Raw genomic sequence first — 18,341 nt, 5'->3', positions numbered from 1 at the left:
AGCGGGACATGGCCATCTTCCTGACCAAGGAGTCCAGGGTCCTCGTCCAGGGCATGACCGGCGGCGAGGGCATGAAACACACCCGGCGCATGCTCGCGGCGGGCACCAACGTGGTCGGCGGCGTCAATCCGCGCAAGCCAGGGCAGACGGTCGACTTCGACGACCGTGTCGTCCCCGTCTTCGGCTCGGTCGCCGACGGCATGCGGGCGACCGGAGCCGACGTCACCGTCGTCTTCGTGCCACCCGCCTTCGCGAAAGCGGCAGTTGTCGAGGCCGCCGACGCCGGCATCGGACTGGCTGTCGTCATCACGGAAGGCATCCCCGTCCACGACTCCGTCGCCTTCACCTCGTACGCGAAGAAGAAGGGGACACGGATCGTCGGCCCCAACTGCCCCGGCCTGATCACCCCCGGCCAGTCCAACGCGGGCATCATCCCCGCGGACATCACCCGGTCCGGCCGGGTCGGTCTGGTGTCCAAGTCGGGCACGCTCACCTACCAACTCATGTACGAGCTGCGCGACATCGGCTTCTCCACCTGTGTCGGCATCGGCGGAGACCCCGTCGTCGGCACCACCCACATCGACTGCCTCGCCGCCTTCCAGGACGACCCCGACACCGAACTGATCGTCCTCATCGGGGAGATCGGCGGGGACGCCGAGGAGCGGGCGGCCGCCTACATCCGTGAGCACGTCACCAAGCCCGTCGTCGGCTACATCGCCGGATTCACCGCGCCCGAGGGCAGGACCATGGGCCACGCGGGCGCCATCGTGTCCGGTTCGGCAGGTACCGCGCAGGCGAAGAAGGCGGCGCTGGAGGCGGTCGGCGTCAAGGTCGGGAACACCCCCACCGAGACGGCCCGCCTCGTGCTCGCCCTCCTGGACACGGTCCGCGAGGCCCCTCAGGCCTGACCCGGAACCACACAGCGGCGGACGGAGTCCCCTCCGGCCCCGCCGCGTCCCCCTTACCCCGCCCCCGACTGTGCACCGAGAGCGGAGACATCGCATGACAACCACCCTCAACTCCACCCAGCTCGTGGTGAAGTCCGGTACCTCCTGGAACGACGCCTGGCAGCGCTGCCTCGCCGTCGCCCCCGAGGCCTTCCGTGACGACCGCGTCCTCAACCTCTGGGCCTCCGCCTGGCGGGCCGACGGCCGGGCCCTGCCCGCCACCAGCCCCGTCGACGGCAGCCCGATCGCCGGCCCGCCGCGCCTGGACCGGGAAGCCGCCCACCAGGCCGTCCGCGCCTCCCTCGACCAGCACCGCGCCTGGCGGCACATACGGCTCGAAGAGCGCCGGGCCCGCGTCGCGGCCACCCTCGACGCCCTCACCCAGCACCGCGAACTCCTCGCGCTCCTGCTGGTCTGGGAGATCGGCAAGCCCTGGCGCCTCGCGCAGGCGGACGTCGACCGGGCCATCGACGGCGTGCGCTGGTACGTCGACGGCATCGAGCCGATGGTCGAGGGCCGGGCCCCGCTGGACGGCCCGGTGTCCAACATCGCGAGCTGGAACTACCCGATGAGCGTGCTCGTTCACGCCATGCTGGTACAGGCCCTGGCGGGCAACGCGGTCATCGCCAAGACCCCGACCGACGGCGGCGTCGCCTGTCTCACCCTGGCCTGCGCGCTGGCCGCCCGCGAGGGTATCCCCGTCACCCTCGTCAGCGGCAGCGGGGGAGAGCTGTCGGAGGCGCTGGTGCGGGCGCCCGAGATCGGCTGTGTCTCCTTCGTCGGCGGCCGCGACACCGGAGCCGCCGTCGCCACGGCCGTCGCCGACCTCGGCAAGCGTCACGTACTCGAACAGGAGGGACTCAACACCTGGGGGATCTGGAACCACACCGACTGGGACACGCTGGCCGCCGTCATCCCCAAGCTCTTCGACTACGGCAAACAGCGCTGCACCGCCTACCCGCGGTTCGTCGTCCAGCGCGAGCTGTTCGACGAGTTCCTGGCGGCCTACCTTCCCGCGGTGCGCACCCTGCGCCTGGGGCACCCGCTCGCCGTCGAGCACCCGGACGACCCCTACCCGGCACTGGACTTCGGACCGGTGATCAACGCCGCCAAGGCGAAGGAACTGCGCGACCAGGTCGCCGAGGCCATCGACCGCGGAGCCGTCCCGGTCCACCGCGGCAGCGAGGCGGACGCCCGCTTCCTGTCCGGCCAGGACACCTCCGCGTACGTCCAGCCCGTCACCCTTCTCAACCCGCCCCCGTCCTCGCCCCTGCACCACGCGGAGCCCTTCGGCCCGGTCGACACCATCGTCCTGGTCGACACCGAGGCGGAACTGCTCGCCGCGATGAACGCCTCCAACGGTGCCCTGGTGGCCACCCTGTCCACCGACGACCGGGCCACCTTCGACCGGCTCGCCCCGCAGATCCGCGCGTTCAAGGTCGGTCACGGCAAGCCGCGTTCCCGCGGTGACCGGGACGAGCTGTTCGGCGGGTTCGGCGCCTCCTGGCGCGGCGCCTTCGTCGGCGGCGAACTGCTGGTGCGCGCGGTCACCCGGGGCCCGGCCGGCGAGCGGCTGCCCGGGAACTTCCCCGAGTACCAGCTGATGCCGTGAGGCGAGTCCGGGCGGCGGCCCCTGGAGGGGCGGCCGCCCGGCCACCGGCGAACACACGACGACGCAGAGATGGGGTGGCGAGCATGACGTTGGCTCTTGAGGGTGTGCGGGTGCTGGACATGACGCATGTGCAGTCGGGTCCGTCGGCGACGCAGTTGCTGGCGTGGCTGGGGGCGGATGTGGTGAAGGTGGAGGCGCCGGGCGGGGACATCACGCGCCGGCAGCTGCGGGATGTCCCGGAGGTGGACTCGCTGTATTTCACGATGCTCAACTGCAACAAGCGCAGCATCACGCTGAACACCAAGACCGAGCGGGGACAGGAGATCCTGACCGCTTTGATCCGGGGTGCGGATGTGATGGTGGAGAACTTCGCGCCGGGTGCGGTGGAGCGGATGGGGTTCAGCTGGGAGCGGATCCGGGAGATCAACCCGCGGATCGTGTATGCCTCGATCAAGGGTTTCGGGGACGGCCCCTACACCGCTTTCAAGGCCTATGAGGTGGTGGCGCAGGCGATGGGCGGCTCGATGGCCACCACCGGTTTCCAGGACGGGCCGCCGCTGGCGACCGGCGCGCAGATCGGTGACTCCGGGACCGGGATCCACGCGGTGGCCGCCATCCTGGCCGCGCTGCTGCAGCGCGAGAGGACCGGGCGCGGGCAGCGGGTGAACGTGGCGATGCAGCACGCGGTGCTCAACCTGTGCCGGGTCAAACTCCGTGACCAGCAGCGCCTGGCGAACGGCCCGCTCGCGGAGTACCCCAACAAGGACTTCGGCGAGGAGGTGCCCCGTTCGGGCAACGCCTCGGGGGGCGGGCAGCCCGGCTGGGCGGTCAGGTGCGCGCCCGGCGGCCCCAACGACTACGTGTACGTCATCGTCCAGCCGGTCGGCTGGACACCCCTGGCCGCACTGATCGGCCGGCCCGAACTGGCCGACGACCCGGAGTGGGCCACCCCCGAGGCCCGCCTTCCCAAGCTGGCGAAGATGTTCCAGCTGATCGAGGAATGGACCTCGACGCTGCCCAAGTGGCAGGTCCTTCAGCAGCTCAACAGCCACGACATCCCGTGCGGGCCGATCCTGTCCCCGAAAGAGATCATCGAGGACCCCTCACTCGCCGCGAACGACATGATCGTCGAAGTCGGGCATCCCGAACGCGGCACCTTCACCACCGTCGGCAACCCCCTCAAACTCTCCGACTCCCCCACCACCATCACCACCCCACCCCTCCTCGGCCAGCACAACGAAGACATCTACATCGGCGAACTCGGACTCTCCCGGGCCGAGTTGCCGCAGCTCAAGGAGCAGGGCGTCATCTGACCGACTCGACCGGAGTGAGGTAGCCCCACATGTCGACTTCAGCACCCCGAACCGCGACGGTCACCGACCGGCTCGTGGAAGCCAACCGCGCCTACGCCGCCCGATTCACCGACCCCGGCATGGGCGCCCGCCCCGTTCTGCGCGTGGCCGTCGTCGCGTGCATGGACGCCCGCCTCGATCTGCACGCCGCGCTCGGACTCGCGCTCGGCGACTGCCACACCGTCCGCAACGCCGGGGGAGTCGTCACCGACGACACGATCCGCTCCCTGACGATCAGTCAGCGTGCGCTCGGCACCCGCAGTGTGGTGCTCATCCACCACACCGGCTGCGGTCTCCAGACCCTGACCGAGGACTTCCGGCACGAACTGGAACTGGAGGTCGGCCAGCGTCCCGCGTGGGCGGTGGAGGCATTCCGGGACGTCGACCAGGACGTACGGCAGTCCATGCAACGAGTGCGCACCTCGCCGTTCCTCCCGCACACCGACGATGTGCGGGGGTTCGTCTTCGACGTGACGACCGGGCTGCTGCGGGAGATCGAACCGAACTCCTGAGCCGCCCTTGCCCGTTGGCGGTGGTGGCCGGCCGGGGTCAGTCGTCCCGGCCGGCCACAGCGGCGATCTGCTCGCAGTAGAAGTCGGTGGTGTTCCGGGTGTGCCGGCGCATGAGCTCCTCGGCACGGTCGGCGGCACCCTCGCCGATGGCCTCGATGATCCTCGCGTGCTCGTTCCAGGCGTCCTTGCCGCGGGGCCTGGCGATGGGCATGTAGTACCAGCGCACCCGCCGGTCGACCTGGGGGATGAGTTCGGCGAGGACCGCGTTGCGGGACAGCAGGGTGATGTGGCCGTGGAGGGCGGCGTTCGCCTCCACGATGGCCCGGGCGTCCCCCGCCGCGAGGGCGCTCAGACCGGTCTGCTGGAGTTCCCACAGCCGGGCGACATCACGGGCGGTGGCGTGCTGGGCCGCGCCGCGCGCGGAGTGGGTCTCCAGGAGGGCCCGGACGCTGAGGAGTTGGGCGCACTCCTGCGTGGTGGGGGAGTGGACGAACGCCCCCTGCGAAGGGCGCAGGTCGACCCAGCCGGCGGTCTGGAGCCGCTGCAGCGCCTCCCGGATCGGCTGCCGGCTCACCCCGAGGCTCTCCGCCAGCTCGGCCTCGACGAGGTGCCGGCCGGGGGTGAGCGAGCCGTTGATGATCAGTTCGGTGAGGGCCTCGTAGACGGCCTGGCGGAGCGGGGTGGGCCTGCTGATCGGGCCACGGGCTGTCACGGTGGGTGTGTCGGGCATGGGCCCTGTCTCCCTCGTTCGGCTGGTGGGTCCCGGAAGTTGCCCGGCTGGACCCCTGGCGCGGTGACCTTCCCATGCAGAATACTGTATGCAATCATCATTCGACAGTGGAACAGCAGCCACGCCCGAGGGGGTCGCCCCGTGTCGTACCGCACCGCTCTCTCCGAAGTCCTGACCAGTGCCGTGGGACCCGTCGCCGAAGCAACCGCCGTCCAGGGCCGGTTCCCTCGCGGCGCCGTGACGGCCCTCGGCCGCGCCGGGCTGCTGGGACTCACCGTCTCCACCGGATTCGGCGGCGGGGGACGGGGGTTGCCGGAGGCCGCCGACGTGGTCGCGCGGACCGCGCGCGTCTGCCCGGCGACGGCGGCCGTCCTCCAGTCCCACTACACGGCCGTCGCCGTCATCGAGGCATACGGCGGCCCCTGGACGCGAGGCGAGATCGCCGCCGGACGCCACCTCGCCAGTCTTGCGCTCGCCGAGTCCGATGGGGGGTCGGAGGCCGAGGGCGACGGGCCGACGGCCGAGACCCAGCTCCTCGTGCCGCGCTCCGTGGCCACCCGTTCCGGTGAGGTGGTGGCCCTGCGGGCCCGCAAGCAGCGAGTGGTCGCGGCGGGGGAGGCCGACCTGTACGTCTGGTCCTCCCGCCCCCTCACCGCGTCCGACGGGCTGACGCTCTGGGCGGTCCCGGCGCACGCCCCGGACCTGTTCGTCCCGGCACGGCCCGGCGCCGTGGGACCCCGCGGCAGCGCGACCTCCACGGTGTTCGCCGACCCGGTGCTGGTGCCCGCGGAGGCGATGCTCGGAGCGGACGGCGGCGGACTCGACATCGTGCTGCGCACGGTCCTGCCCTGGCTGCTCGAACTGCGGGCCGCCGCCGGGACCCGCCGCCCACCGACCCTCGACCCCGGGAGCGTCCGCCGCCCCGCCGGCTCGCTCGCCGCGTCCTGAACCGTGCCCGGGAAAACGTCAGTCCTGGTTCGCCCTGGCCGCGATCTGCCTGCGGTAGAAGTCGGTCGTACGCTCGGTGTGCTTGCGCATGACCTCGCCCGCCTGGTCCGCGTCTCCCTTGGCGATGGCCCTGATGAGCTGCGTGTGCTCGTTCCAGGCCTCCTTGCCGCGGGGTTTGGCGATGGGCGTGTAGTACCAGCGGACCTTCTGGCCGACCTGGGCGATCAGTTCGGCCAGCACGGCGTTGTCGGCGACGGCGGTGATGAAGTCGTGCAGCGCGGTGTTGGCCGCGACCAGGCGCTCGACGTCGCCGTCGGCGAGAGCGGCGATCCCGTCCAGCTGGAGTTCGTCGAGACGCGCGATGTCCTCGGGCTTCGCGTTCTTCGCGGCGAGCTGGGCCGAGTAGGTCTCCAGGACCGAGCGGACGCCGAGGAGCTGGGCGGCCTCCTCCTCCGTGGGGGAGTGGACGAAGGCGCCCTGGGCGGGCCGCAGATCGACCCAGCCGGCGGTCTGGAGCCGCTGGAGAGCCTCGCGGACCGGCTGACGGCTGACGCCGAGGTGTTCGGCGAGCTCGGCCTCGACCAGATGCTGGCCCGGCTTGAGGGAGCCGTTGACGATCAGCTCGGTCAGGGCGTCGTACACGGCCTGACGCAGCGGTGCCGGGCGGGTGACGCGCCGGGACGCTGCGGCCGTGAGTGCCTCGCGCATGGTTGTCCCGTTCTGCCGCCGGTGTCGCGGGTGGCGGCTCTGCCAAGTGGGGCCATCCGGAGGGTTGCCGAACGGCCGCGCCAGCATACAGGTTTTGGTATGCAACATGGCGGGAGTCCCCGCGAGGTCCGCCCTGGTGGGCGCACCTGACGCGCAGTCCGGCGTCCGCACTTCTCCCTCTGCTTGCGATGCTGCAGGGTTGTGTATACAGAAGTCTGTATGGAGTATGGTCGGAGTCCCTGCATCCCTCGCCGGGGACCCGCGTGACGGAAGGCGAAGCGATCATGACGACCAGCGGGAGTGACGTGACGGTCGAGAGCGTGGTCCGGAGGGTGGTGGCCCGTCACCGGGGCGAGCGCGGTGCGCTGCTGCCCGTACTGCACGCCGTCCAGGCCGAGTTGGGCCATGTGCCGCAGGAGGCCGTGCCGGTGCTCGCCGAGGAGCTCAACCTCTCCCGGGCGGACGTCCACGGAGTGGTGACCTTCTACCACGACTTCCGTCGCGAGCCCGCGGGCCGCACCACCGTGCGCATCTGCCGCGCCGAGGCCTGCCAGGCGCTGGGCGCCGACCAACTGGTGAGCTACGCACGCCAGTCCGGACTGCCCCTGGGCGAGACGTCGGCGGACGGTTCGGTCACCGTCGAGCAGGTCTTCTGCCTCGGCAACTGCGCGCTCGGTCCGTCGGTGGAAGCCAACGGACGGCTGTACGGACGAGTTGGCCCGGCCCGGCTGGGCTCGATCCTCAACGGGACGGTCTCCTCATGAACAACCCAACGCACTCCATGGCCACCGTGTACGTCCCCCGCGACTCCGCGGCCAGGTCCGTCGGCGCGGACGAGGTCGCGCAGGCCCTTCAACACGCTGCCGCCCACGGCGACTTCGCCCTCGACGTCGTACGCAATGGATCGCGCGGCATGCTGTGGCTGGAGCCCCTGGTCGAGGTGGTCACTCCCCAAGGGCGCGTCGGCTACGGTCCGGTGACCCCGGAAGACGTCGAGGGTCTCCTGGCTGCGGGCCTGCTCGACGGCGCCGATCATCCCCTGCGGCTCGGTCTCGTCGACGAACTGCCCTGGCTGGCACGCCAGAACCGCGTCACCTTCGCCAGAGTCGGAGTGACCGACCCCCTGTCGGCCGAGGACTACGAAGCCCACGGCGGCCTCGCGGGACTGCGCGCCGCCCTGGAGCTCGCCCCCGCGGACGTGGTCGCCGAGGTCACCGCGTCCGGACTGCGCGGCCGCGGCGGCGCCGGATTCCCGGCCGGCATCAAGTGGAAGACCGTGCTGGACTGCGCCGACGAGCTGAAGTTCGTCTGCTGCAACGCCGACGAGGGCGACAGCGGGACCTTCGCCGACCGGATGGTCATGGAGGGCGACCCGTTCATGCTCATCGAGGGCATGACGATCGCCGCACACGCGGTCGGAGCGAGCGAGGGCTACCTGTACATCCGCTCGGAATACCCGGACGCGGTGGCCACGATGCGCCGGGCGATCGGGATCGCCCGCGAGCACGGCTGGCTCGGCAAGAACATCCTCGGCTCCGCCCTCGACTTCGACCTGCACGTCCGCGTCGGCGCCGGCGCGTACATCTGCGGCGAGGAGACCTCCATGCTGGAGAGCCTGGAGGGCAAGCGCGGCATGGTCCGCGCGAAACCGCCGATCCCGGCGATCGAGGGCCTGTTCGGCAAACCGACCGTGGTGAACAACGTCCTCACCCTCGCCACCGTGCCCGTGGTCATGGCCGAGGGCGCGCAGGCGTACGAGCAACTGGGCGTCGAACGCTCCCGCGGCACCCAGGTGTTCCAGCTCGGCGGCAACATCGCCCACGGCGGCATCGTGGAGACCGCCTTCGGCATCACCCTGCGGGACCTCATCGAGGAGTACGGCGGCGGGACGCACTCCGGACGCCCGGTGCGCACCGCGCAGGTCGGCGGCCCGCTGGGGGCGTACCTGCCGGAGTCGATGTTCGATCTGCCCATGGACTACGAGGCGTTCGCGGCGGCCGGGGCGATGGTCGGCCACGGCGGAGTGGTCGTCTTCGACGACAGCGTCGACATGGCCGCGCAGGCCCGCTTCGCGATGGAGTTCTGCGCCGAGGAGTCCTGCGGCAAGTGCACACCGTGCCGCGTCGGCGCGGTGCGCGGCGTCGAGGTGATCGACAAGATCGTCGCCGGCACCCACCGGGACGAGAACCTCGCCCTGCTCGAAGACCTCTGCGACCTGATGACCGAGGGCTCGCTGTGCGCGATGGGCGGGCTGACCCCGCTGCCCGTGCGCAGCGCCCTCACCCACTTCCCCGACGACTTCCTCGGCGGCCGTCGACTCCTGGACATCCAGCCCGTACAGGCGACGGGCCCGAGGACGGAGGGCACGGCATGACACTCCTCAAGGAACCCGACTTCGGAACCCCCGAGAGGCCCGGCCCGGCGACGGTGTCCGTCGAGGTGGACGGCCTGGCGGTGACCGTCCCCGAGGGCACGTCGGTGATGCGCGCGGCCGCGCAGGCCGGCGTCGACATACCCAAACTCTGCGCCACCGACAGCCTGGAGGCGTTCGGCTCCTGCCGGCTGTGCGTGGTGGAGATCGACGGACGGCGCGGCACCCCGGCGTCCTGCACCACCCCGTGCGCCGACGGCATGAAGGTGAGCACCCAGACGCCGAAGGTGGAGAAGCTCCGCCAGGGCGTCATGGAGCTCTACATCTCCGACCACCCCCTGGACTGCCTGACCTGCCCGGCCAACGGTGACTGCGAACTCCAGGACATGGCAGGGGTGGTGGGCCTCAGGCAGGTCCGCTACGGCTACGAGGGCGAGAACCACCTCGACGCCGAGAAGGACACCTCCAACCCGTACTTCGACTTCGACCCCTCCAAGTGCATCGCCTGCTCCCGCTGTGTGCGCGCCTGCGGCGAGGTCCAGGGCACCTTCGCCCTCACCATCGAGGGCCGCGGCTTCGACTCCAAGGTCTCGCCGGGCGCCGGCGAGACCTTCATGGACTCCGAGTGCGTCTCCTGCGGGGCCTGCGTGCAGGCCTGTCCGACGTCCACGCTCCAGGAGCGTTCGGTCGTCGAACTGGGCATGCCCACCAGGTCGGTGGTGACCACCTGCGCGTACTGCGGGGTCGGCTGCTCCTTCAAGGCCGAGCTGCGCGGCGACGAACTCGTGCGCATGGTGCCGTACAAGGACGGCGGCGCCAACGAGGGCCACTCCTGCGTGAAGGGCCGCTTCGCCTTCGGCTACGCCACCCACCCCGATCGGCAACTCAAGCCCATGGTCCGCGACCGGATCACCGACCCCTGGCGCGAGGTCGAGTGGGACGAGGCGATCGGCACGGTCGCCCGGCGGATGCGCGAGATCCAGGACCGGCACGGTTCGAGCGCGATCGGCGGGATCACCTCCTCGCGGTGCACCAACGAAGAGGTCTACGTCGTACAGAAGATGGTCCGCGCGGCCTTCGGCAACAACAACGTCGACACCTGCGCCCGCGTCTGCCACTCCCCGACGGGCTACGGCCTCAAGCAGACCTTCGGCGAGTCGGCCGGCACCCAGGACTTCCGCTCGGTCGCCGAGGCCGACGTCATCATGGTGATCGGCGCCAACCCCACCGACGGTCACCCGGTGTTCGCCTCCCGGATGAAGCGCCGGCTGCGCGAGGGCGCCCAGTTGATCGTCGTGGACCCGCGCCGCATCGACCTCGTGCGCTCGCCGCACATCGAGGCGCGGCACCACCTCCAGCTCCGGCCCAGCACCAACGTGGCCGTGGTCAACGCGATGGCGCACGTCGTGGTCACCGAGGGCCTGGTCGACCGCTCCTTCGTCGACGCGCGGTGCGAAGGCTTCGACGAGTGGGCCGAGTTCATCGCTCGCCCGGAGAACAGCCCGGAGTCCGTCGAGGAGATCACCGGCGTACCGGCCGCCGAACTCCGGGCCGCCGCACGGCTGTACGCCGAAGCGCCCAACGGGGCCATCTACTACGGCCTCGGCGTCACCGAGCACAGCCAGGGCTCGACCATGGTCATGGGAATGGCCAACCTCGCGATGGCGTGCGGGAACATCGGCCGCGACGGCGTCGGCGTGAACCCGCTGCGCGGCCAGAACAACGTGCAGGGCTCCTGCGACATGGGCTCGTTCCCCCATGAACTCCCCGGCTACCGGCACGTCTCCGACGACGCCGTCCGGACCGTCTTCGAGAACCTCTGGGGCGGAACCCTCCTCGCCGAACCGGGACTTCGCATCCCCAACATGTTCGACGCGGCCATCGACGGCACCTTCCGCGGCCTGTTCGTCCACGGCGAGGACATCGCCCAGTCCGACCCCAACCTCAAGCACGTCACCGCGGCCCTCGAGGCGATGGAACTCGTCGTCGTCCAGGACCTGTTCCTCAACGAGACGGCCAAGTTCGCGCACGTCTTCCTGCCCGGGGCGTCCTTCCTGGAGAAGGACGGCACCTTCACCAACGCCGAACGCCGCATCAACCGGGTACGCGCGGTGATGAAGCCGAAGACGGGCAAGCACGAGTGGCAGATCGTCAGCGAGATCGCCACCGCCATGGGCTACGAGATGTCCTACGACCATCCGGGCCAGATCATGGACGAGATCGCGTCGGTCACGCCGACGTTCACCGGAGTCTCCTTCGACCTCCTGGACAAGCTCGGCAGCGTCCAGTGGCCGTGCAACGAGGAGGCACCCGAGGGCACGCCCGTCATGCACGTGGACGCATTCGTGCGCGGCAAGGGCAAGTTCGTGGTCACCTCCTACGTGCCGACCAACGAACGCAGCACCCGGCGCTTCCCGCTGGTCCTCACCACGGGCCGCATCCTCAGCCAGTACAACGTCGGCGCGCAGACCCGTCGTACCGGCAATGTCGCCTGGCACCCCGAGGACGTCCTGGAGCTGCACCCGCACGACGCCGAGGACCGCGGCATCAACGACGGCGACATGGTCACCTTGGCCAGCCGTGTCGGGCGGACGACTCTGCGCGCGGAGCTCTCCGACCGTATGCCGACCGGGGTCGTGTACACCACGTTCCACCACCCCGTCACCGGCGCCAACGTGGTGACCACGGAGAACTCCGACTGGGCGACCAACTGCCCGGAGTACAAGGTGACCGCCGTACAGGTGGCGCTCGCCCGTCCGGACCGGTCGAGCGAGACCGAAGCCGCCGGGAACGACCTCGTGACGGTGGTGGACTGAGATGACAGCGACCGTGCCGTCGGAGTGCAGGATGGCCAACGACATCGCCAGAAACCTCGGACACCTTCAGGGGGAGGATGCCGCGGAGGCGATCGCGGGGCACATCGGCAGGTTCTGGGACCCGCGTATGCGGAGCCGCCTCCACGATTTCGTCGATGCCGGGGTGGACGGCCTCGACCCCCTCGTGGTGGCCGCGGTGAAGCTTCTGCGCTGACCTGTGCGGTCTCCTCCCTGTACATCACTCCACACTGCATACAGTATGGAGCCAGTGATCCCATGGGCAGGGAGGAGCCGCTCATGCTGTTCCGGCAGCTCGAATACTTCGTGGCGGTGGCGAGGGAACGGCACTTCGCCCGGGCGGCGGAGTCCTGCTACGTCTCCCAGCCCGCGCTCTCGGCGGCGATCGCCAAGCTGGAACGGGAGCTGAACGTCACGCTGATCAACCGCGGCCACAACTACCAGGGCCTCACCCCGGAGGGCGAGCGGCTCGTGGTGTGGGCCAAGCGGATCCTCGCCGAGCAGGACGCCTTCAAGGCCGAGGTGGCCGCCGTGCAGTCCGGCATCACGGGGACCCTGCGGCTCGGCACCGACCCCACCGCGTCCACGACCCTCGCCCTTCCCGTGGCCGCGTTCTGCGCGGCGCACCCGCTGGCCAAGGTCCAGGTCCGCTCCCGGCTGTCGACGAAGGAACTCCATCGGCAGCTGCGCGACTACGAACTCGACGTGGCCATCGCCCACTTCGACCCGGACGACCAGGAGGGCCTCCAGGTCGTCCCCCTCTACCAGGAGAGATACATGCTCCTGGTCTCCGACGACCAGCTGGTGGCCCAGTCCGCCACCGTCTCCTGGGCGGACGCGGCCCAGTTGCCGCTCGCGCTGCTGACGCCGGACATGCGGATCCGCCAGATCGTCGACACCGTGTTCGCGGAGAAGGGGTACGTGGTGACCCCGCAGGTCGAGACGGACTCGATCGCCTCCCTCTACGCGCACGTGGGCGGCGGTGGCTGGGCGAGCATCGTGCCCCACACCTGGCTGCGCGCGATGCCGGTGGTCGGCCGGACGAGAGCGCTGCCGCTGGTCGACCCCGAGGCCGGAGCCCAGGTCTCCGTGGCGATCCACGCGGCGACCCCCGGCTCGGTCGCCGCCCGGGCCTTCGTCAACGCGGCGACGGGCCTCTCCCTGGACGACTTCTTCGCCCGCCCACTGCCCCCCGAACACCGGGTGCGCTGAGCTCCGCCAGGGTGCGGGTGTCCGGCCGGCGCTGCTTTCTCCGGTCCGGTTCTCGTTCCGCGATGTACGGCGGCGCGGCGGCGGGCCTGTCCGGGACGACCTCCTCGTTTGCCCGGCCGCTCCCTGCCGGGCACGGCGGGCGCCGCCCCGACTGCCCGTCAGGGCGCTGCCCCCATGACTGCCCCGTTGGGGCGCCGTCTCCGACTGCCCCCGTCAGGGTGCGTACCGCGCCTGCACCGCCTTCCGGTCCAGGCCTCCCTTCGCGGTGTACGGCAGGGCGGCGACCAGCTCGAGCCGGTCCGGCACTTCGAACGCGGCCAGCCGGTCACGGCAGTACCGCAGGATCTCCTCGCGCCGGACGCCGTCAGGCTCACGCACCACCACGGCGGCACCGACCCGCTGCCCGTACACCGCGTCGGGCACCGCGAACACGGCCGCCTCCGCGACCCCCGGGCAGCCGGCCAGGATGTCCTCGACATGCTCGGGCGAGATCTTCTCCCCACCCCGGTTGATGAGGTTCTTGATCCGCCCGGTCAGCGACAGATACCCGTCCTCGTCCAGCGCGCCCAGATCACCGGTGCGCAGCCACCCGTCGACGAAGGTCCGCGCCGACTCGTCGCCGTCGGCGAGATAACCCCGGGCGACCGTGGGCCCCTGCACCCACACCTCGCCCTCGACACCCACGGGACAGGGTCGCCCGCCCCGGTCCACGACGCGCACCTCGACCCCGGTCGGCCGGCCCACCGACCCCTGCCTGAGCGCTCCCCGCTGCGGCAGCGGTTCGCTGGTCGCCTGGTGCGAGGACTCGGTCATCCCGTACGCGGACAGCAGCGGCGCACCGAACGTGCGCTCCAGCGCCCGCTGCGTCGCCGTGTTGAGGGGCGCGCTGCAACTGCGGACGAACTTCAGACGCGGCGCCTGCGGACCCGGGTACTCCCGCTCCGACCGGTCCAGAAGGATCTCGTGGATCGCCGGCACCGCCGTGAACCACGTGGCGCCCACGGCCCGCATGTCGTCCCAGAACGTGCCCGCCGAGAACCGCCCCCGCTCGGGCAGCAGCACACAGCCCCCGCTCGCCAGGGAGGCAAGCAGCGCGGCGAACAGCCCGTGGCCGTGGAAGAACGGCATCACCGCGACCGTCGCGTCCCCGGGACCCAACTCGTAGGTGGCGCAGATGTTCCGAAGCGAGGCGGCCACATTGGCGTGCGTCAACGGGACCATCTTCGCCCGGTCGGTGGTGCCGGCGGTGAACAGCACGAGCGCGTCCCGGTCCGACAACTCACCGGCCGCGCCCCCGACTTGCGACACGTCGCAGACGCCGGATTCGAGTACCACCGCAGCCGTCCCCGCCCGGGAGACCTCCACCCGCAGTGGCCAGGCCGGCACCGGAAGCGGGACGACACCGGGCATCGACGGATCGAGGAGAACCGCCCGCGCCCCCAATGCCAGCAGCCGCGCGGACAGTTGCGACGCGGGCAGGGTGGGATCCAGCGGAGCCGCCACCAGCCCGGCCCGCGCCGCGCCGAGCAACCCGACGACGAACTCCGCCGTGTTGGCACCGATCAGGCCGACCGCATCACCGCGGCGCAGCCCCGCACCACCGAGCCGGGCCGCCACGTCGTCGGCCAGGGACGCGAGCCCCCGGTACGACAGGTGCACACGCTCGCCGGTCACGACGAGAGCGCGGCCGTACGGGCGTTCACGTACCTGCCGGTCGAGGAGGTCGACAAGGCCCGTGACCTCCGAAGGCCGGTACCGGTTCGCGTCACGCACGGATGCCGCGGCCGGAACGGCCATGACCCCACCCCCTCGCACAGGTCCGACGACACATCCATTGCGAGCGTGCGGTGGCACCCGGTGCGCGTCCAATACCCGCTGGCGAACGGCCGATAGCAGCTGTCTATCAAGGGAGTTTCCGGGCCTGTGACCAGCCCTCGATAAACGCCGTTTATCGGCTGGTCGCCGATGGGTCTTGGACGCGGACGAGCGCGCTGCGGATGGTGAGAGAAGTAGCCGCTCCGGCAGGACCTGCCCAAGGAGGACCTCGGACCATGACCGCCCCCTCGACACTGGAGACCGCGGCAGCAGCCGACGTTCCGACCGAGCTCACCGACGGGTACCACCTGGTCGTCGACGCGCTCAGGATGAACGACGTAGACACCATCTACGGGGTGGTCGGCATCCCGATCACCGACCTGGCCCGTCTCGCCCAGGCGCAGGGCATCCGCTACATCGGCTTCCGCCACGAGAGCAACGCCGGACACGCGGCCGCCATCGCCGGCTACCTCAACAAGAAACCCGGCGTCGCCCTCACGGTCTCGGCCCCGGGCTTCCTCAACGGCCTGGTCGCCCTGGCGAACGCGACCACCAACTGCTTCCCGATGGTCCAGATCTCCGGTTCCAGCGAGCGCCACCTCGTCGACCTCAAACAGGGCGACTACGAGGAGATGGACCAACTCGCCGCCGCGCAGCCCTTCGTGAAGGCCGCCTACCGGGTCAGCCGGGTGGAGGACATCGGCCGCGGCATCGCCCGCGCCCTGCGCACCGCGATCTCCGGGCGCCCCGGCGGTGTCTATCTCGACATCCCCGCCGCGGTGCTCGGCGCCATCATGCCCAAAGCGGAGGGAGACAGGACGCTTAGCCGTCTCGTCGACCCCGCGCCGCGCCAACTGCCCGCGCCGGAGGCCGTGGACCGGGCGATCGAGCTCCTCGCCTCCGCGGAGCGCCCGCTGGTGGTGCTGGGCAAGGGGGCCGCGTACGCCCAAGCCGACGCGAAGGTGCGGCAGTTCATCGAGTCGACCGGCATTCCGTACGTACCGATGTCGATGGCGAAGGGGCTGCTGCCGGACGATCACCCCCAGTCGGCGGCCACCGCCCGTTCCCTGGCGCTGAAGAAGGCCGACGTCGTGATGCTGATCGGCGCCCGCCTCAACTGGCTGCTTGGCCATGGCCAGGCGGGATGGAACCCCGACGCCAAGTTCGTCCAGATCGACATCGACCCCAAGGAGATGGACAGCAACCAGCCCATCTCCGCGCCGCTCGTCGGTGACATCGAGTCGGTGCTCGACGCGCTCGCCGAACGTACCAAGCCCGGCCAGATCACGGCCCCTTCGGCCTGGCGCGAGGAGCTCGGGGCGCGTTCGGCGCAGAACGTGGCCAAGATGGCCAAGCGCCTGGAGGCCGACCCGCACCCGATGCAGTTCATGGGCGCCCTGAAGGCCGTACGCGACGTCGTGCACGCGCACCCGGAGACGTACATCGTCAACGAGGGCGCCAACGCCCTGGACATCGCGCGCAACGTCATCGACATGCACGTGCCGCGCCACCGCCTCGACAGCGGCACCTGGGGCGTCATGGGCATCGGCATGGGCTACGCGATCGCCGCCGCCGTCGAGAGCGGCGCCCCGGTCGTGGCCATCGAGGGTGACAGCGCCTTCGGGTTCAGCGGCATCGAGATCGAGACGATCTGCCGCTACAAGCTGCCCGTCGTCACCGTGATCATGAACAACGGCGGTGTCTACCGCGGCGACGACACCAACCCGTACGACGACGCGCCCTCGCCCACGACCCTCATGTCGGCGGCCCGCCACGACCTTCTCATCGAGGCGTTCGGCGGCAAGGGCTACCGGGCCACCACCCCCGCCGAGGTCACCGCCGCCCTCACCGAGGCCCTCGCCTCCGGCGGCCCGGCGCTCATCGACTGCGTGATCGACCCCTCGGCCGGCACCGAGAGCGGCCACATCTCGCACCTCAACCCCAAGGGCATCACCGTCGGCAACATCACGCCGGCGAAGAAGTGACCGCCTAGACCTCGTAGACCGCGCAACTTCACGAAAAGGAAGCACACATGAGTGAAAAGCCGCTCGCCGGAATCAAGGTGATCGACTTCACCGGGGTCCAGGCCGGTCCCGCCTGCACGCAGATGCTCGCCTGGTTCGGCGCCGACGTCCTGAAGGTGGAGCGTCCCAACGGCGGTGACGTGACGCGCCGTCAGCTCAGGGACATCGAGGACCTGGACGCGCTCTACTTCACGATGCTCAACAGCAACAAGCGCTCCCTCGCGATCAACACCAAGACCGCCGAGGGCAAGGAGGTCCTGGAGAAGCTCATCGCGGACGCCGACGTCCTGGTGGAGAACTTCGCCCCGGGCGCCCTGGACCGCATGGGCTTCACCTGGGAGCGCATCCAGGAGCTCAACCCGCGCCTGATCTTCGGCTCGGTGAAGGGCTTCAACGACCAGTCGTCGTGGAACGACCTCAAGGTCTACGAGAACGTCGCCCAGTGCGCGGGCGGTGCCGCCTCCACCACCGGCTTCTGGGACGGCCCTCCCACCATCTCCGGCGCCGCCATCGGCGACACCAACACCGGTATGCACCTGGCGATCGGCATCCTCACCGCGATCATCGACCGCGGCAGGACCGGCCGCGGCCAGAAGGTCTCCGTCTCCATGCAGGACGCCGTGCTCAACCTCTGCCGCGTCAAGCTGCGCGACCAGCAGCGCCTGGAGCGGGTCGGCTACCTGGAGGAGTACCCGCAGTACCCGAACGGCGAGTTCACCGACGTGGTGCCGCGCGGCGGCAACGCGGGCGGCGGCGGCCAGCCCGGCTGGGTCCTCAAGTGCAAGGGCTGGGAGACCGACCCGAACGCGTACATCTACTTCACGGTCCAGGAGCAGAACTGGAAGCGCACCGCCGAGGTGATCGGCCACCCCGAGTGGGCCGAGGACCCGGAGTACGCCACCGCGCGGGCCCGCCAGTCGCACATCTTCGAGATCTTCGAGGAGATCGAGAAGTGGCTCGCGGACAAGACCAAGTACGAGGCGGTGGACATCCTGCGGGAGTGGGAGGTGCCCTGCGCCCCGGTGATGAGCATGAAGGAGATCGCCTACGACGAGGACCTGCGCAACAGCGGCACGGTCGTCGAGGTCGAGCAGAAGGGCCGCGGCACCTATCTGACCGTCGGCAGCCCGGTGAAGTTCTCCTCCTTCAAGCCGGAGGTCGTCGGCGCCCCGCTGCTGGGCGAGCACAGCTCCGAGGTCCTGGTGGAGCTGGGCTACGACGAGGAGACCATCGGCCGCCTGAAGGAGAGCGGGGTCATCGTCTGACGCAGCGCCGA

At 70.5% G+C, this 18,341-nt stretch carries 15 protein-coding genes; 12 read left to right on the top strand and 3 right to left on the bottom strand.

Translation table 11 applies throughout. The features are described from left to right. The first annotated feature begins 8 nt into the window (after positions 1 to 8). The 4 genes from sucD to M2157_RS10110 all read left to right on the top strand — a co-directional run bounded on the left by sucD (position 9) and on the right by M2157_RS10110 (position 4,423). The gene (sucD, locus tag M2157_RS10125; RefSeq protein WP_280865060.1) at positions 9 to 908 is read left to right on the top strand and encodes a succinate--CoA ligase subunit alpha; all 900 of its coding nucleotides are present in this window, start codon (positions 9 to 11) and stop codon (positions 906 to 908) included. A 94-nt stretch (positions 909 to 1,002) separates the two neighbouring features. Continuing rightward, the gene (locus tag M2157_RS10120) at positions 1,003 to 2,559 is read left to right on the top strand and encodes an aldehyde dehydrogenase family protein (RefSeq protein ID WP_280865059.1); all 1,557 of its coding nucleotides are present in this window, start codon (positions 1,003 to 1,005) and stop codon (positions 2,557 to 2,559) included. Positions 2,560 to 2,642: 83 nt separating this feature from the next. Then, the gene (frc, locus tag M2157_RS10115; RefSeq protein ID WP_280861484.1) at positions 2,643 to 3,872 is read left to right on the top strand and encodes a formyl-CoA transferase; all 1,230 of its coding nucleotides are present in this window, start codon (positions 2,643 to 2,645) and stop codon (positions 3,870 to 3,872) included. Positions 3,873 to 3,901: 29 nt separating this feature from the next. Further along, positions 3,902 to 4,423, top strand: coding sequence for a carbonic anhydrase (locus tag M2157_RS10110; RefSeq protein ID WP_280861483.1), 522 nt, complete (start codon positions 3,902 to 3,904; stop codon positions 4,421 to 4,423). 37 nt (positions 4,424 to 4,460) lie between these two features. On the opposite strand, the gene M2157_RS10105 is transcribed toward M2157_RS10110, so the two are convergent. Beyond that, positions 4,461 to 5,153, bottom strand: a complete 693-nt coding sequence (locus M2157_RS10105) for a GntR family transcriptional regulator (protein WP_280861482.1) — start codon at positions 5,151 to 5,153, stop codon at positions 4,461 to 4,463. Positions 5,154 to 5,294: 141 nt separating this feature from the next. Between M2157_RS10105 and M2157_RS10100 the strand changes: the two genes are divergently transcribed. Beyond that, positions 5,295 to 6,101: an acyl-CoA dehydrogenase family protein gene (locus M2157_RS10100; protein WP_280861481.1), complete on the top strand. Its 807-nt coding sequence runs from the start codon at positions 5,295 to 5,297 to the stop codon at positions 6,099 to 6,101. An 18-nt stretch (positions 6,102 to 6,119) separates the two neighbouring features. Here M2157_RS10100 and M2157_RS10095 read toward each other — a convergent pair whose 3' ends face one another. Next, complete coding sequence (locus M2157_RS10095) at positions 6,120 to 6,809, bottom strand: GntR family transcriptional regulator (RefSeq protein WP_280861480.1); 690 nt, start codon at positions 6,807 to 6,809, stop codon at positions 6,120 to 6,122. Positions 6,810 to 7,093: 284 nt separating this feature from the next. Between M2157_RS10095 and M2157_RS10090 the strand changes: the two genes are divergently transcribed. The 5 genes from M2157_RS10090 (at position 7,094) to M2157_RS10070 (ending at position 13,226) form a co-directional block, all read left to right on the top strand. Beyond that, positions 7,094 to 7,573 (top strand): formate dehydrogenase subunit gamma, encoded by a 480-nt coding sequence (locus tag M2157_RS10090; protein ID WP_266510187.1) that lies wholly within the window; start codon positions 7,094 to 7,096, stop codon positions 7,571 to 7,573. Continuing rightward, positions 7,570 to 9,183, top strand: coding sequence for an NADH-quinone oxidoreductase subunit NuoF (locus M2157_RS10085; RefSeq protein WP_280861479.1), 1,614 nt, complete (start codon positions 7,570 to 7,572; stop codon positions 9,181 to 9,183). The genes M2157_RS10090 and M2157_RS10085 overlap by 4 nt, the downstream gene beginning before the upstream one ends. Beyond that, the gene (gene fdhF / locus M2157_RS10080; protein WP_280865058.1) at positions 9,180 to 11,996 is read left to right on the top strand and encodes a formate dehydrogenase subunit alpha; all 2,817 of its coding nucleotides are present in this window, start codon (positions 9,180 to 9,182) and stop codon (positions 11,994 to 11,996) included. Before M2157_RS10085 ends, fdhF begins: the two co-directional genes overlap by 4 nt. A gap of 1 nt (position 11,997) precedes the next feature. Continuing rightward, positions 11,998 to 12,210: a formate dehydrogenase subunit delta gene (locus tag M2157_RS10075; RefSeq protein WP_280865057.1), complete on the top strand. Its 213-nt coding sequence runs from the start codon at positions 11,998 to 12,000 to the stop codon at positions 12,208 to 12,210. Positions 12,211 to 12,272: 62 nt separating this feature from the next. Beyond that, positions 12,273 to 13,226: a LysR family transcriptional regulator gene (locus M2157_RS10070; protein WP_280861476.1), complete on the top strand. Its 954-nt coding sequence runs from the start codon at positions 12,273 to 12,275 to the stop codon at positions 13,224 to 13,226. Positions 13,227 to 13,439: 213 nt separating this feature from the next. On the opposite strand, the gene M2157_RS10065 is transcribed toward M2157_RS10070, so the two are convergent. Further along, on the bottom strand, positions 13,440 to 15,023 hold the full coding sequence (locus tag M2157_RS10065; protein WP_280865056.1) for a FadD7 family fatty acid--CoA ligase: 1,584 nt from the start codon (positions 15,021 to 15,023) through the stop codon (positions 13,440 to 13,442). A 254-nt stretch (positions 15,024 to 15,277) separates the two neighbouring features. On the opposite strand from M2157_RS10065, the gene oxc reads away from it, so the two are divergent. Both oxc and frc (M2157_RS10055) read left to right on the top strand, forming a co-directional pair. Further along, a complete protein-coding gene (gene oxc, locus M2157_RS10060) occupies positions 15,278 to 17,026 on the top strand; it encodes an oxalyl-CoA decarboxylase (RefSeq protein WP_280861474.1) in 1,749 nt (582 codons plus the stop codon). Positions 17,027 to 17,073: 47 nt separating this feature from the next. Then, a complete protein-coding gene (gene frc, locus M2157_RS10055; RefSeq protein ID WP_266510199.1) occupies positions 17,074 to 18,330 on the top strand; it encodes a formyl-CoA transferase in 1,257 nt (418 codons plus the stop codon). Positions 18,331 to 18,341 lie beyond the last annotated feature (11 nt).

It is taken from the genome of Streptomyces sp. SAI-127, assembly GCF_029894425.1.
Classification (GTDB): Bacteria; Actinomycetota; Actinomycetes; order Streptomycetales; family Streptomycetaceae; genus Streptomyces.
The sequence above is the reverse complement of the archived record's forward strand: the minus strand, read 5'-3'. Positions and strand labels throughout refer to the sequence as shown.